This is a genomic window from Thalassotalea psychrophila (genome assembly GCF_031583595.1).
GTDB lineage: Bacteria > Pseudomonadota > Gammaproteobacteria > Enterobacterales > Alteromonadaceae > Thalassotalea_A > Thalassotalea_A psychrophila.
The window spans coordinates 1,291,814-1,306,609 of the sequence record NZ_CP134145.1; the positions used below are offsets into that span (position 1 = coordinate 1,291,814).

Annotated in this window: 15 protein-coding genes; 14 read left to right on the top strand and 1 reads right to left on the bottom strand. The window is 36.4% G+C overall.

Annotated features, from left to right (window positions below):
- Window positions 1-171: 171 nt before the first annotated feature.
- The 3 genes from RGQ13_RS05490 (at window position 172) to RGQ13_RS05500 (ending at window position 2,408) form a co-directional block, all read left to right on the top strand.
- On the top strand, window positions 172-1,065 hold the full coding sequence (locus RGQ13_RS05490) for a response regulator transcription factor (RefSeq protein WP_348392560.1): 894 nt from the start codon (window positions 172-174) through the stop codon (window positions 1,063-1,065).
- Window positions 1,052-2,068, top strand: coding sequence for a helix-turn-helix transcriptional regulator (locus RGQ13_RS05495; RefSeq protein WP_348392561.1), 1,017 nt, complete (start codon window positions 1,052-1,054; stop codon window positions 2,066-2,068). Before RGQ13_RS05490 ends, RGQ13_RS05495 begins: the two co-directional genes overlap by 14 nt.
- 175 nt (window positions 2,069-2,243) lie before the next feature.
- The gene (locus RGQ13_RS05500; protein ID WP_348392562.1) at window positions 2,244-2,408 is read left to right on the top strand and encodes a hypothetical protein; all 165 of its coding nucleotides are present in this window, start codon (window positions 2,244-2,246) and stop codon (window positions 2,406-2,408) included.
- Between the two features lie 78 nt (window positions 2,409-2,486).
- On the opposite strand, the gene RGQ13_RS05505 is transcribed toward RGQ13_RS05500, so the two are convergent.
- Window positions 2,487-3,800, bottom strand: a complete 1,314-nt coding sequence (locus tag RGQ13_RS05505; RefSeq protein ID WP_348392563.1) for a hypothetical protein — start codon at window positions 3,798-3,800, stop codon at window positions 2,487-2,489.
- A 531-nt stretch (window positions 3,801-4,331) separates the two neighbouring features.
- On the opposite strand from RGQ13_RS05505, the gene RGQ13_RS05510 reads away from it, so the two are divergent.
- From RGQ13_RS05510 to RGQ13_RS05560, 11 genes are all read left to right on the top strand, one after another.
- On the top strand, window positions 4,332-6,149 hold the full coding sequence (locus RGQ13_RS05510) for an AMP-dependent synthetase/ligase (protein WP_348392564.1): 1,818 nt from the start codon (window positions 4,332-4,334) through the stop codon (window positions 6,147-6,149).
- 2 nt (window positions 6,150-6,151) lie between these two features.
- Window positions 6,152-6,718: a methyltransferase family protein gene (locus RGQ13_RS05515; RefSeq protein WP_348392565.1), complete on the top strand. Its 567-nt coding sequence runs from the start codon at window positions 6,152-6,154 to the stop codon at window positions 6,716-6,718.
- Between the two features lie 9 nt (window positions 6,719-6,727).
- Window positions 6,728-7,678 (top strand): 3-oxoacyl-[acyl-carrier-protein] synthase III C-terminal domain-containing protein, encoded by a 951-nt coding sequence (locus RGQ13_RS05520; protein ID WP_348392566.1) that lies wholly within the window; start codon window positions 6,728-6,730, stop codon window positions 7,676-7,678.
- Window positions 7,675-8,532, top strand: coding sequence for a diiron oxygenase (locus tag RGQ13_RS05525; RefSeq protein WP_348392567.1), 858 nt, complete (start codon window positions 7,675-7,677; stop codon window positions 8,530-8,532). The genes RGQ13_RS05520 and RGQ13_RS05525 overlap by 4 nt, the downstream gene beginning before the upstream one ends.
- The gene (locus RGQ13_RS05530) at window positions 8,529-8,792 is read left to right on the top strand and encodes a hypothetical protein (protein WP_348392568.1); all 264 of its coding nucleotides are present in this window, start codon (window positions 8,529-8,531) and stop codon (window positions 8,790-8,792) included. Before RGQ13_RS05525 ends, RGQ13_RS05530 begins: the two co-directional genes overlap by 4 nt.
- Window positions 8,779-9,723 carry a class-II aminoacyl-tRNA synthetase family protein gene (locus RGQ13_RS05535; protein WP_348392569.1) on the top strand — a complete coding sequence of 315 codons (945 nt, stop codon included), beginning with the start codon at window positions 8,779-8,781 and terminating at the stop codon, window positions 9,721-9,723. Before RGQ13_RS05530 ends, RGQ13_RS05535 begins: the two co-directional genes overlap by 14 nt.
- Window positions 9,716-10,861, top strand: a complete 1,146-nt coding sequence (locus tag RGQ13_RS05540) for an SDR family oxidoreductase (protein ID WP_348392570.1) — start codon at window positions 9,716-9,718, stop codon at window positions 10,859-10,861. The genes RGQ13_RS05535 and RGQ13_RS05540 overlap by 8 nt, the downstream gene beginning before the upstream one ends.
- Window positions 10,854-11,471, top strand: a complete 618-nt coding sequence (locus RGQ13_RS05545; protein ID WP_348392571.1) for a 4'-phosphopantetheinyl transferase family protein — start codon at window positions 10,854-10,856, stop codon at window positions 11,469-11,471. The genes RGQ13_RS05540 and RGQ13_RS05545 overlap by 8 nt, the downstream gene beginning before the upstream one ends.
- On the top strand, window positions 11,468-12,025 hold the full coding sequence (locus RGQ13_RS05550; RefSeq protein ID WP_348392572.1) for a ferritin-like domain-containing protein: 558 nt from the start codon (window positions 11,468-11,470) through the stop codon (window positions 12,023-12,025). The genes RGQ13_RS05545 and RGQ13_RS05550 overlap by 4 nt, the downstream gene beginning before the upstream one ends.
- 199 nt (window positions 12,026-12,224) lie before the next feature.
- A complete protein-coding gene (locus RGQ13_RS05555; RefSeq protein WP_348392573.1) occupies window positions 12,225-12,449 on the top strand; it encodes a hypothetical protein in 225 nt (74 codons plus the stop codon).
- Window positions 12,450-12,456: 7 nt separating this feature from the next.
- Entirely contained in the window at window positions 12,457-14,769 is a 2,313-nt protein-coding gene (locus tag RGQ13_RS05560; protein WP_348392574.1) for an efflux RND transporter permease subunit, read from the top strand.
- Window positions 14,770-14,796: the final 27 nt, after the last annotated feature.

The window sequence follows — 14,796 nt, forward strand, 5'->3', positions numbered from 1 at the left end:
TGATAGTTGTAAGTCGGTATAAAAATTAGTGTTGTAGTTTAATTTTTTAAATTTATTGTACTAATGTTTAGTTTTGCTATTCCATAGTGACTTCATTCAATGCTAACTTAGCAATAGTTATAAGTACAAACGAGCTAATTTGGCTCACCAAATGTAATGAGTAAATAAGCATTGCTGCAACACCTTAATAAATTAATATTAGATATCTATCAAAAATCATTTTATCACGACTTAATTTCTTTTCGTGATGAAGTGTGTGCGTTACTTTGTGAAAAACTGTCCTTTGATACCATAAGCTGGAATTACATAGATAATGAAGGCAATAAACTTGGCGCTATCTGTGTGCCAAATTTAATTGGCGACGATAAAAAAATAGTATCAATAGAATCTTCAAAAGGTTTTTCCGAACAACTGCTATTAGATAAGAAACAAAAAGTGGTACATACAAGCTTGGTGAGCATTGAGCAAAATGGTCATTATTTAATTGCTACTGTAAAGGCTAATCAATATAAACGAGGTCATCAAATAGCGCTAATTCGTAATTCTTCAATGCCAACTTTTAATGAAGAAGACAAAAAATTATTTGAATTAATGTTTCCCCATTTAGTTGAAGGGTTATCAATTTCATTATTGAACAGCGTGCAGCACCAACATAGTCGGCGCAGCATCGCTTTGTTAGATAAAAATAATAACATTATTGAAGCGTCTGCAGCCTTTATCGACATTTTTTCATCGAAAATAAAAAATAACCAAGTATTGTCAAACCTTAATATAGCTAAACAAGAAAAACTGACTATTGATGGCAAGCACTTAACCGTAGAAGTTAAGCCATTATCTGAATTTTACTTAGTGGAAATCAGTTTTGATAAAACATTGAGTTTAACGGCGCAAGAGGGAAAAATTATGCAGCTTTTAATTACCGGGGCCAGCAATAAGACGATGGCTGATGCGCTACAAATTTCCCCATCTACCATTAATAACCATATTACCAATATATTTAATAAATTAGACGTAAATAGTCGCATTGAAGCCGTAAAAGAATGGAACAAGTATGCAAAATCATGAACTAAGCGATCAACTTAACCATCAAGAGCAATTAGAGCTTTCTCGTTATGTTGCCACCATTTATAGACAGGCTCAGCAATTAGAAATAAACGAATTTCGCAATTACTGCCTTGATAGTTTGCAAGAATTCATCAACTTTCAAGGTGCTATTTGGTTTAACCGCAGAGAGCAAGAATTAAAGTTTACCGACTTAGAAACCTTTCTTTATCAATTGCCGGAAAACTTTATGGAAAACTATAATGAGTATATTTCTAAAGCTTATTTAAATGAAGATCCTCTTGGTAAGTACGGCCTTGAACGTCCTAATGTAGTATTTACTTTGGAAGATGTATATCCAGATCGTGAAGAATTCATTAAATCGGATCTAAATAAAAACCATTGTCAAAAATTTGAACAGTCGGATACTTTAACTGGCTTATATACAACAGGGTTAGACGACAAAATACAGGTTGTTGCTTTATATAAATTTAGGAATCAGCAAACATTTAATAGTAAAGACAAAGCGATTAAAAAAATTATAGATCCTCATTTTGCTGAAGCTATGTCGATGAATATACTTGCTAACTTCAACCGTCAATGCCATTCCAGTGATATGTGTAGAGCAATTGCAGATATCCATGGCAATATTTTGGAAGCGGAGGATGCATTTACACAAAGCTTAATTGAACATAATAATGCGACTACTACAAAAGTAGATTTGCCGGACCTTAAAGCGAATCTAGCAATAGAGGGCTTTTTAGCTGATGGCACTCCGGTTAAATGTTTACTCAAAGATACCTTAGTGCTTATTGAAATTAAAAAAGAGGTTAAAGCTTTAATTAATCTTACTAATAAGCAACTAGAAGTGTGTGATTTACTCAAAGATGGACTAAGCGATAAAGCCATAGCTGCTAAATTGAATATTAGCGCAAATACCGTAAGTAACCATTTGAAGGCAATTTACAAACGTTTAGATACTAAAAACCGTGTTGGTACGTTAGCTTATATTTCACAGCACAGTTAATGTTATAACGTACAGAGCATTTCTGGTGAATATACACTTTAATACGTACACATAGCTAAAATAACCCATAGTCAGATTATTCTTTATCGTTGATCATAAGAGCAAATAAGAAGTAACGCTTATACCAAGTTCATTACTCATTTGCTTTATTGATCATAAAATTTAAGGTTTAATCATGCTTAAAATCAACTTTCCTATGTCATTGCTCGAAACATGGATGGAGCTCGTTAATAATACAAACTTTCCGGATGTACAAAAAACAGTGTTGCACAATATCACTTCTGTTTTCGGCAGCGTAAATGCCGCTGAACTCTTTCTTGAACAACAAAAACTGAAATAGAATAACTCAACCTATAATAAAGTAATAAACCTAACTAAGTTAGGTTTATTACTAGTTTGGTTAACGTTTAAGCCACCTCTATGGGCATGGTGCAGCTAAGAAATGATCACCGTTGGTAAACTGACAACCAAAGTCATCAGCAGCTACATTGTTAGCATCTAAGTAGTCATCACCTGCAGGCTTATTGCCGTTTTCAACCCAGTCAACTAAGTCTAAAAATGAAGATACCATTTCTTCTGCAGTGAAATCACAGTGCATCACACCTTTATAAGCGCGACTTACTAGTAAGTCATCTTTACCTTGTTGTTTTACTTTTGTTGCATAGGCAATTTCATTATTAATAGCTGCGTATAAATCGCCGATGTTGTGCATAGTTAAAACTGGAATAGACAGGTTGCCGTTGATCACAGGCACTTGTGATAAGCCATTTGGGTTTTTGCTTTGTGGTGCTAAAGCAACTCTAAATACAGAATCATTAAATGCTTGTTCTTCAGGGCTAAGCTCCGGATTGGTATCAAACTGATACACAACATCGATATTTTCAACGGTGCTGCCAGGGTTTCTTGGCATTACCCCATCACTTAAACCCAGATCAAATAGGAAGTTGCCAGGTCCAGTGACAATATTTCGATACGTATTCCAGTAATACCAAGAACTGTCAAAGTTTGGACGATCACCACCAGAACGCATCATGACTAAATTTTTTAAGTTTTCACCGTCTTGATTCAATTCATCAGGCCATGAGCCTGGAGATGATTCTAAGTTGGCTTTAATACTTGGTACTGTTAATCCTGCATAAATCATCGGCTCAACTGGGAATATTGAAGTGCCAGTACCTAATTGCTGCGCGGCTAAATTGAAATCTAAAATAAAATCAAATGACTCATAATCACCTACAGCGCCACAAATAGGCATAGCACCTGCAAATAATGTTGGGAACTGCTCAATAATAACTGCAGTAATATGACCACCCATTGATAATCCGGTCATATAAATTTTATCTGGCTTTGCTACAAGTCCATTGAATCTTTTGATCAAGGCGTGGGTATCTTGCACTGCGGTGGTTACATCGTAATTATTTCTACTGTACGACGATGCTGCCCAGGCATATCCCTTTGAAATTAAAAAGTATCGTAATGGGTGATCATCAACAGTAAGCTCGTTTTCACTAAAGCCTCTGAACCCATGTGCCCAAACTACCAGCTCTCCATTCCAGTCATCAGGTACTTCAATGTGATAACCGGCATTGGTGTGTACGCCCCAATAAGCTGTTGCCCCCGGAGCTGCGGTGAATGGCAATTTAGCTTGATCAATAAAGTAGCTAGTAGCCGCTTTTGTTGTAGCAGTAAAACTGATAAAAGCTACTGCAATTAATAACATTAAAGTTTTCATTAGTGTTGTCTCCAGTTAGTTATCCGAGGTTTACACGTCGGAATTGTTAGAAAGCAAAACATCAAATTTTCAACTACTATTTATTGATCAAATCACCTTCTTAGCTACTTAGTTTTTGTAAGGCTTACAAAATACATTTTCACTAGTAATACCTAGGAGCAAGAACTGAACCGATTTTACAAAGCCGTTTAACTGTTTGTTTTATAGATATATTAAATATTTAATAAGCATTACGTGAAGAATTAAGGTTGTACATAATTGCTATGTTGTTATGCAAATTTGTATGCTTAAAGGTGCTTGGATTAATTTGTACTGGCGAGTGTACTGATAGTCTTTAGCCGCGGTAATAACGACTATTTGCGATTAAAAGTACATTTATGTGCTAAAAAGTACACAAATGTACGTGATGTTCACATTGCTTGCTAATGTAAATCTAGAACATTACTTTAAAAACAATAACTTACTGAACTATGTTTATGTGGCACAAAATCTGCAGTCTAATACTGAATATTGATTAAAGGAGATTAAATTTTGACTAAGAAATTTGATCTCTATCGAACTTTCAAAATGGGCATGGGCTTATTAGGAGAAGGTGAAATCATGAAAACAGCATTATTGGTAGATAAACTAGAGCAGTACTCGCAATCAGAATTTAAAGTTGATGTTGCTGCTACTTTGCAAGCAAAGGCAAATGAATTTTCCACACAAATGGCTTTATCAGGTCATTTGCTAGGTGGAGAGCTGAACGTTGATGATCAATTCACCTATGCCGAACTGGCTGATGAGGTGAAGCAGTTTTCTAAGTTATTGCTTGCTAAAGGCATACGCAGAGGCAGTCGAGTAGCACTATTAAGTGAAGCACGTCCACATTGGGCAATCGCATTTTTAGCCATCCTTTCTTGTGGCGCAATTGTGGTACCAATCGATCCGCAGTTAACCGAAGTCGAGCTGCTGCTAATTTTAACTGATGCCAAACCGAAAGCGCTTATAGCCTCTAGCAAAATGCTAAGCACAGGTTTAACACTGCAAAAGCAAATGAGCGCAATTAATTTCGTAATTGAACTTGAATGTTATAAAAGCCAGTTAACATCACTCGAACCTTCTATTACTTCGTTAAGCAAATATCAACAACGAGTTAAATTAAACAGTAAAGCCGTGATCTGTTACACATCAGGCACTACTGGTAAGTTTAAAGGCGTAGAGATCACTTATAGAAACATTGTTGGTCAGGTTGAAAATTTAAATCGACTGATGAAAACCGACGGTGCCGAAGTGTGTGTGTCTATATTACCATTGCATCATTTATTAGAACTGTCTGCCGGGCTGTTAGGCGTTTTGTGGGGGGGAGGGCAAATTTGCTATTTAAATAGCTTAATTCCTGACGATCTTTTGAAAACAATGCGCACTCAAAACGCCACGTTTTTAATTGCGGTACCGCTGTTTTTATCGTTGATGAAAAAGTCGATTTTGCAACAAGTTGCTAAACAATCGCAAGCAAAACAACTGCTGTTCAAGTCGTTGTTAAAGATCAGTAAATACCTTCCCTTAGTACTAAGAAAAAAACTGTTTCACCAGGTGCATAAAAAGTTTGGCGACAAGTTTAAACATTTTGTCTGTGGCGGCGCGCCATTAGATAAAGCCACGTTAAGGTTTTTTACTGATCTTGGTTTTACCGTATATCAAGGCTATGGCATGACCGAAACCAGCCCTGTTATTAGCGCCAACACGCCTTATAAAAACCGTTATGGCTCGGTTGGTAAACCTATCCCAGGTTGCCAAGTTAAAATAGACAAAAAAAACCAATTAGATACTTATGCTATTGGTGAAATTCTTACTCGTGGTCATCATGTAATGGCAGGGTATTTTGGCGATCAAGCATTAACGGCCAAAACGATTGATCAACAAGGCTGGTTGCACACCGGCGATCTTGGTTATATCGACAAAAAAGGTTTTCTTTATGTTACCGGTAGAAAGAAGAACACCATTGTTTTAGCCGATGGTCAAAATTTACAACCAGAGCAAATTGAGCCTCAGCTGTTTTCTCATCCTGATATTAAAGAGGGTTGCGTTGTAGCGCTAAAAGCAAATGAAGGGATAAACAAAGGTAGGTTACAAGTATGTGCCGTGCTGGTTGCCAGCGAACAACTAAGCGAACAGTTCAAACAAGACCAACATGCTTTGCAGCAAAAACTGCAGCAGGTTATCAAGCAGCGCAGTGAAGACTTGGTGAGTTGGAAGCGGCCAACTAAAGTCATTGTGCTTGCTCAAAATTTACCACGTTCAACTACTCGAAAAATTAAGCGCTTGCAGGTTGAGCAAATTATTCAACAACAACAACAAGGGAGCTAATTATGAGTAACGTATCTTTTGTTATGGTAATGATCAATTTCATTTTAATTGCCAGCTTGCCGTTTATCATATTTCGCCGTGATGGTTCATTTAACCTTAGATGGTGTATTACAGCACTACCATTTTTGGTTGCGGTATTGGTGTTAATCTTTGGTTTTGTTGAGGTATTAACAAGCTTAAGTGTAAGTTCATTAAAGTTGTTTGAATTAACTCAAATAAGCGCGGCAATATTGAGTATTGCATCAATAGGTCTTATCGCCAGCACTATACACGTCCATAAGTTTAAGCCAGCGTTATGGCATCAAGTAAATGACCAACCACAAGAATTGGTTACTTGGGGACCATATAAAAACATACGGCATCCGTTTTACTCTGCGTTTATCTTAGCTTTTTGCGCAAGTTTATGCTTATTTCCGCATTATTTGCTATTAGGATGCTTTGTATACAGCAGTCTTGTTTTAACGTTTACGGCTAAACGTGAAGAAACACGGTTAACACAAGTGTTTGGTCGCCAATATCAGTGCTATATGAGTACAACTGGCCGCTTTATTCCTAAAAGATTGTTATAGGAGATAACTATGTCTGATAGCTATTTACAACAATTGGGTTACTCATTAGGCAGTGAACGTCGTTCAATAGAACAAGCTGAACAAGCAGGTGTTTTACTTTCAACTATTCAAGCGCTTAAAGAATCAGGTTTTGAGCAACATTTTATTTGTGCTGAGAGTGAAACTGCTTATCAATTAGCATGTAATGCACTTGTTGATAGTCAAATAGATACGGCTGAGATTGATTGTATTATTTACGCAAATTGCTTACCGCTAAATGCTAATCATCATCAAAATGATGCGTTTGAAAGCAGCCGAGATGTGAAAGATTTGATGGTGTTTCCTGCCAGTAAATTGCAAGTTGAGTTTGGTATGGAAAACGCATTTGTTATTGGCCTTACCCAGCAAGCGTGCACTTGTATGCTCGGTAGTATTCGTATTGCCAACAACTTTATAACTGCAGAGGAAAATATCAATAATATTTTATGTATTAGTGCCGATAACTTCCCTGAAAATGCTTATTACGAGCAAGCGTATAATTTAATTTCAGACGGCGGTGCGGCTTGTTTAGTTTCAAGAAAACCACAGGGTTTTCTAATTTTAACGGTTAAGCATATTACTAATGGTGCACAGGTACTTGCCAGTGATGATGAAACCGTGGGTAGTTACTTCTCTTATTTACACCAGTTAATTAGCGAAACCCTACTACAAATAAATAAAACAGTTGCCGACATTGACTGGGTGGTACCACAAAATACCAATGCTAAAGCTTGGTCTATTCTTGCCAGCCTTTTAGGTATTGATGAGCAAAAAGCTTGGTTTGAATCATTAGCTGAAGTGGGCCATGTGATCAGTAGCGATAATATTATTAACTTAGCGCGTCTTGATCACAGCGGGAAAATAAATAAAGGTGATCTGGTACTAGTTTTTATGGCAGGTTTTGGCAGTAATTGGCAATGTATGGTGGTAGAAAAAGTATGAATTGCGCAAAGTTTACTACCCAACTTAAAAAGTTAACGCAAATGTCTGAGCAGCAATTTCTAACGCCTGATGCGCTTAATTGGCCTGAGGTGCTACCTAAGAATCAATGGTGTTTTTCACCTGAGTTAATCTCAATATTTGGCTCTGAGCAATGGCATGAATTAACTGAACAACAGCAAATGAGTTTAAGCTTTTATGAAGCGATAAATTTTTTCAGTTTAAATGTGCACGGTGAAAAATATTTGATTAACGCGGTGAGCAGTCATTTATTTAATTATCCATCATTAGAAATGTCAGAGTATTTATTGCATTTTATTGAAGAAGAAGCGAAACACATGATGTACTTCTCTCGTTTTTGTTCTCAGTATGCCAATAAAATTTATCCGTTGCGTGCTCTAGAAGTAGGGACTCCAGGTGAGGGGGAAATAGAACTGTTATTACTGTTTGCCAGAATTTATATTTTTGAAAGCATTGTTGATGAGTATAACCGCCAAATTGCTAGCGATAGTAGTGTTATTGGTATTGTTAGCGATATTAACCGATTACATCATTTAGAAGAATCTCGCCATTTAGCCTTCGGCTTAGGCTTTTTAAAATATTGGCTGCAGGAGCTACAAGATAGTATTGATGAGCAACAGTTACTGAAAATAAGCCAACACTTGAATGGCTTTTTACATAATACCTGGAAGCAATTTTATTGCCCTGATGCGTATTTTGACGCCGGCTTAAGCGATTGTGCTGGTTTAAGCATGGCCGTGTTTAATAGCGAACCTGCTCAACAGCACAGAGATAAAATCCAACATAAAAGACTGGCATGGCTTTATCAACAACAATTACTTGGAGATGTGGCATGAATAAAACAGCAGCAGAAAAATTAGTACGTGAATGTTTGCAGCGTGTTAATCCAAGTCAAGATTTTACTAGCATTAGTAATGCCACGCCTTTACTTGAAAATCGATTGATAACATCTTTTCAAGTGCTTGACCTATTACTATTACTTGAACAAAGCAGTGGTAACAGAATTACTATTGAGCAGCTAATGCCAGGTTGTTTTAAAACTATTGCGATAATAGCCAATACATTTTATACCTTGGAGGCCTGTGATGTGTGCTGAAATGGGGATGGGTATTAATAGTGCTGAACAATTAGATGAGCAGCACAGGCATGATCTGCAACAGCGTGATCTGCAATGCCATGATCTGCAATGGAACAGGGATGGCTATGCGGCACTGTCTGGTAATTTATTGAAATGCTTGAACCTATTAGATGAGCGTATTTTACAATGGGCAGAGGATCTTAATGCCACGCAATTTTTATTTCCAAATTTCATTTCAGTGCAAGATCTTGCACCAACAGGTTACTGTGAGTCATTCCCTCATCTTGCAACATTTGCGCACACACCTGAACTACAAAGCAATAATCTACATAAGTTTAAGCTGTCTTCAACAAGTGCAAGCCAAAAAGAAAGTACAGTAAATGAGAGTGTTGATTGGCAAGCAACTAAGCAGGTATTAACGCCGGCTGCGTGTTATCACTTTTATCCTCGTTTTAAAGATCAAAATCTTGATAAAACCACATACTTAACTACCAAATGTATGTGTCACCGCCGTGAAGAATACTATGCGCCATTACAGCGTCAATGGAACTTTAATATGCGAGAAATTGTTTGCTTTTCAGACTCTGCAGGTATTGAAAATTTTCTCGCAAGTGCAAAAGCGTTTATTCACTCTTTCGTTAACGAGCTAGAACTTAAAGTAACTTGGCAACAGGCTACCGACCCATTTTTTGACCCTTGTCATGATACTAAAGCGATAAGCCAACTTGTTGAACCTGTAAAGCAAGAGTTGTGTTTAGACAACGGGCTGGCAATTGCATCTACAAATAATCATCGCAGTTTTTTTGCGGACTGTTACAACATTACTTTAGCTGATAAACCGGCTAAATCTGCCTGCGTTGCGTTTGGATTAGAGCGGTGGTTATTTGCATTGCTTCAACAGCATGGAAAGGATGTATCAGTTTGGCCTTTGGGAGCAAGTCATGAGTAAGAAGGTGAGTAAAGGTATGATTTTAATTACTGGCGCTGATGGCTATCTTGGTCATGCAATTGCCACCTACCTGCTGGCTAATAGTAATATGCAATTGTGTTTGTGGGTTAAAGCATCATCTGTACAGTCTATAGCTGTTAAAAAACAGCGATTAGCATCTCTATTAGAGGATTCACGCTGTAAATTTGTTTATGGCGACCTTACTGATGAGAAAGTATTTTCTGATATTAATCCAACAGTTATTACTCATATTATCCATAGTGCAGCAGTGACTAATTTTGCCGTAGAAAAGAATGATGCTTATCAAGTAAATGTTTTAGGAACACGTAAACTTTTAAAGTTTGCACAACGATGTAATAGCTTGAAATGTATTTCATTAATTAGCACTTTATATGCTGCCGGATTAGATACTCAAGTTATTGATGAGTTGCCTATTCAGCCAACGCCACAATTTGCCAATCATTATGAATGGTCAAAATATAACGCTGAAGTATTACTCATTGAAGAGTTCACTTCTTTGCCTTGGCAAATTGTGCGTGTGGCCACCATAGTTGCCGATAATGAGTTAGGCGAAGTGAATCAATATAACGTATTTCATCAAACTTTACGGCTGTTGTTTTATGGTTTATTAGCAGTGATGCCTGGAGAAGAGTCGACAAAAGTTTATTTAACAACAAGAGATCAATCAGCTCAATTGTGTGGCCAATTATTACTGAATGAAAGCCGAGGATTTTTTCATTCGTCAATAGATGATGATCACGCCTTGGCATTAGGCACCTTGATTGATGAGGTGTATTCACAGTTCAATTTATATGATGAATTTGTGAAAAAACGAATTTTAAAGCCTCGTTTTGCCAGTTGGTTTGCATTTAAAAAGCTAATTGACGGTACGCAATCATTAGGTAGTATTTTAGGCCAAGCGCTTACCGTTATGGCTCCTTTTAGCCAACAATTATACGCAAACAAAGTGGTTAAAAATGAAAGAACTCGCGCGTCATCTAATGTGAGTGTTAATTTTAGCGTAAAAAAAATTCTCCCTAAAGTTTGCTCTTATTTAATCGAGAATAAATGGGGCAGAACAACGACTAACAAACACTCATCTAAAGTTACCAAGCAAGGAATGAAAACGCATGGATAAAATGTTGAGTCAATGGTCAGGCAAAAAGGTGTTAGTTGAAATGTGCAAGCAGCAATTGCCTTTAGCACAATTAAGCATTAATGAGCGCAAACACTATGATTCTTTCACCACGCAGTCGCGTAAAGCCGAGTGGTTAAAGGGCCGTAACGCGTTAAAAGTATTGCTACATAAAAACAACGAAAGCTTGGATACAGAGCAAATAAGCTTTCCTAATAAATCATATTCACTTACTCATAACGACGGTTTAGCAATAGCAATTGCCATGGATGATGTTACTGGCGTGGGAGTAGATTTTGAAGTCTGGCATGACGTTAAGCCTACAATGGTTGAATGGTTTTTAAATAATGCTGAAAAGTTATGGTTATCTACGTTAAGCGGTCAAAAATTTGAACAAGAGTTCGTTCGCCTCTGGACGGTTAAAGAAGCGTTATTTAAAGCCACAATGAACAATGAAGAGTTAGGTTTAATTGATTTTAAAATAGACGAGCCAAGTGCAATTTCTGGTCTGGCTACCGTTGTCAATCATCCTTATTGGCAATTGCGCTATAAGTGTATTGTTAATAATGCAGGCGCATTATGTGTGGCCTTTTGTCAAAGGAGTTCAATATGAATATAAATGAAAATATTCGTTGGTTATTGAGTTTTTATCGAACATCTGAAATATCAGGTGCGTTATTTTTTGGTCAACTAGCGCGTAGTATGAAACCAGGTATTATCCAACATAACATGACCCAACAATTTGCCGATGAAGCACAGCATTCAAGATATTGGGCCGATTGTTTACAACAGCTGGATATGAAGCCAATCAAACTTGAACGCAGTTACCAAGATTATTATTTAAAAGCTGCAGGCTTACCATCTAATTTAATGGAAGTACTAGCCATTACCCACGTATTTGAACTAAGGGTGTTTGAACAGTATTCACATCATAAAAAAATAATTACCCAACCCAAAATTGTACTTCAAACATTAGATACTATTATTGGTGAAGAAGTATGGCACTTAAAATGGGTACGAAAAGCACTTAAAGACATGGAAGCTGAATATGGCGTTAATGAAGTACAATCAACAATTAAGCGCTTTATGCAGGCTGACAGAGATGCATACCTTAAAGTAACAGATGAATATCAAGATAGAATTGATTCAATGATGCTTACAGCTTAGGATATTATACCAACTCCATTAATTATGTGATCTACTTTTAAGTGAGGAAAAAGGGATAAATACAAGGCATAAAATTTTATAAGTAGTTACTCTACTTAAAGATTTTATAACGCAGTAGTTATTCATTTTAACCAGTAAAAATGAGCAGACAATTAATGGACTTGGTATTGAACTGAGTATTAGTGAAAGGAGACGAAAAATGGTAGATGAAAAACAGTTTTTTTCAGACATGGCTAATATTTTAGCTTGCCCTGCAGAACAAATTAATGCAAAAACTAAGATGCTTGATCTAGTCGATAATTCCTTCACCTTAGTTGAATTAATTATTGAGATGCAAGAATTGTACGGGATCAGTTTTGGCCAAATAGAATTGAAAACTGTTGAAAATGTTGGTCAATTGCAGGAACTTTTTAACATAGATTAATTTGAGTATGGATTTCTCTACAAAGGTTCATAAAAATTATCTAAATCTTCAAAAATTGGTTGGTAAAAATCAGTCTTTAATCATGCTGTCTTTTTTTATTCTTTGGTTAGCAATAAGCCTGGGGATTTTTCAACTTCGTTACGACTTTTCATTTAAACCATTTTTCCTTACGCAAAGTTCGCAGTATCAAATAACCCAGAAATTTGAACAAACCTTTGGTCAGAATTCTGGTAGTTATGTCATTTTCATTTTGCATGAACAAAATATTCTACAGCCTCCTTTTGTATCAACATTAAACAAATTATCACTACAAATTAAAGGCGTTAACGGTGTTTCACAAGTACTTAGTTTAACTACTTTAGAGAGCTTAGTTAACGTTCCATCGCAAAATAATTCGTCAGCGTTAAAAATAATTCCTCTGTTCTCCCCTGAAATTTTTAATAATGAGGTTGAATTGCAAAAACGTTTGCAGCAAATCTCTAATAATGCTGATGAATATCGTTTGCTGTTATCAAAAGACCAAAAACATACCTTATTAGCGGTTAAGCTTATTCCGCCGTTAAGTGACTTGCAGCAACGGCAATTAATTATTGAAAACATAGAAAGTCAAATTAATAGCCACTTATCTGAAAACACTCAAGTATATAAATCAGGTGTTTCTGTTGTTGAAGCAACTTATGCCGAGCAGATATTAATTGATCAATTAATTGCAACAACATTAACTACATTATTTGTCGCGTTGCTAATTTATATAGTGCTAAAACAATGGCGGGTATTATTGATTGTACTTACGCCAGTGTTTCTGGTGATTGTTTCCTGTATTGGTGTTATGGGCTGGTTAAATATTCCGATAACCATAATCAATAGTGTGGTTCCGGCCATAATTCTGGTTATAGGTGTTGCCGATGCTATTCATATGATTCTGGCTTTTCTACGCAACTACTCACAAGACAATGGTACCGAAGTGGCCATTGAAAAAATGTTATTTAGTACATCACCAGCTTGTTTTTACACTTCAATTTCTACTGCTGCCGGTTTCTTCTCTTTGCTTATGGCAAAGCTAGTTATTATTCAAAATTTTGGTCTAATAGTTGCTATTGCTGTTATTCAGCTTTGGCTTGCTAACCAAATATTAATTCCATTTTTACTGCGACACATTGCTTTAAAACCTAAGGTTATAGACAATTATTTTAGCAATAAGGTGGTTACCTTAATGTATACATTAGCTAATTTTGCGTTGATGAAACCGTATAGGATCTTATGCTGTACAGGCGGCGCTGTGGTTATTTGTTTGCTTAGTTTTAACTATATAAACATAGAACAAAAATTTAACGAAGAGCTAGCAAAACAGCACTCTGTACGCGTTGCACAAACATTATTAGAGCAAAAGTTCAGCGGTTTTTTAGGGCCAGATATTAGCATCACAAGAGTTGATGGTGAGGACGTATTTACTAATAATTCAGTTAAAAAAATCCGCACATTTATAACTGCAATTAAAGCGTTAGAGCATACCGATTCAATCCGTTCTATTTTTAATTTTTTACCGCATAAAAATGATGAACTTCAATATCAACATTTTATCAAGCAACTGAGAAGCTTGCCCGCAGAGCAGATAAACCTTACTGAATTGATTAATGCAGATAATACCGTTGCGGCCTTGCAGGTTCGCATTTCTGATATTGGTTCTAAACAAGCAATGTTGTACACAAAACAAATACAAGACCTGGCTGAACAGCATTTAGGCAGCGAGTTTAAGGTCAATATAGTAGGGCAGTGGTGGCTTGCCCAGCAAGGAATGAATCAAATATTGATAGATATGATCATAACTTTATGTACGGCATTTGTGATCATAATCCCTATTATTATTGTCGCTTTGAAAGAAAAACGTTTAATAATAATTGCCGTGCTTATAAATTTTTTGCCCATTTTGATCCCACTAGCTTATATGGCATTTACGGGCATAAAAGTAAGAATTGGCACCGCAGTTGTATTAGCTATTGCTATTGGTATTGTGGTTGATAATAGCTTTCATTTACTGACAAAATTGAGGCTTTTAGCCAAACAAGGGTTGTCTGTGCAAGCTCAAATCCAAACTATGTTAGATCATGCCGGTAAAGGTGTTATGTATACTACATTGGCATTAGTCGCTGGATTTTTATCTATGCTAAGTAATCAACTTATTGCAATTAATGATATGGGAGTTATTGCTAGTGTTACATTTGTCGCAGCGTTACTAGCCGATATTTTACTGCTACCTGCGTTGTATTCTTTATCTTTAAAGAACCTAAATAAAAAAGGGGCGACGCTTAACATTGCGTGACGCCCCCTTACTACGCTTTTCTCATAG

What these genes read in the sequence shown, in the direction of transcription:
- RGQ13_RS05495 (WP_348392561.1), top strand. Translation starts at nt 1,052, where the DNA reads ATGCAAAATCATGAACTAAGCGATCAACTTAACCATCAAGAGCAATTA.
- RGQ13_RS05500 (WP_348392562.1), top strand. Translation starts at nt 2,244, where the DNA reads ATGCTTAAAATCAACTTTCCTATGTCATTGCTCGAAACATGGATGGAG.
- RGQ13_RS05505 (WP_348392563.1), bottom strand. Translation starts at nt 3,800, where the DNA reads ATGAAAACTTTAATGTTATTAATTGCAGTAGCTTTTATCAGTTTTACT.
- RGQ13_RS05515 (WP_348392565.1), top strand. Translation starts at nt 6,152, where the DNA reads ATGAGTAACGTATCTTTTGTTATGGTAATGATCAATTTCATTTTAATT.
- RGQ13_RS05520 (WP_348392566.1), top strand. Translation starts at nt 6,728, where the DNA reads ATGTCTGATAGCTATTTACAACAATTGGGTTACTCATTAGGCAGTGAA.
- RGQ13_RS05525 (WP_348392567.1), top strand. Translation starts at nt 7,675, where the DNA reads ATGAATTGCGCAAAGTTTACTACCCAACTTAAAAAGTTAACGCAAATG.
- RGQ13_RS05530 (WP_348392568.1), top strand. Translation starts at nt 8,529, where the DNA reads ATGAATAAAACAGCAGCAGAAAAATTAGTACGTGAATGTTTGCAGCGT.
- RGQ13_RS05540 (WP_348392570.1), top strand. Translation starts at nt 9,716, where the DNA reads ATGAGTAAGAAGGTGAGTAAAGGTATGATTTTAATTACTGGCGCTGAT.
- RGQ13_RS05545 (WP_348392571.1), top strand. Translation starts at nt 10,854, where the DNA reads ATGGATAAAATGTTGAGTCAATGGTCAGGCAAAAAGGTGTTAGTTGAA.
- RGQ13_RS05550 (WP_348392572.1), top strand. Translation starts at nt 11,468, where the DNA reads ATGAATATAAATGAAAATATTCGTTGGTTATTGAGTTTTTATCGAACA.
- RGQ13_RS05555 (WP_348392573.1), top strand. Translation starts at nt 12,225, where the DNA reads ATGGTAGATGAAAAACAGTTTTTTTCAGACATGGCTAATATTTTAGCT.
- RGQ13_RS05560 (WP_348392574.1), top strand. Translation starts at nt 12,457, where the DNA reads ATGGATTTCTCTACAAAGGTTCATAAAAATTATCTAAATCTTCAAAAA.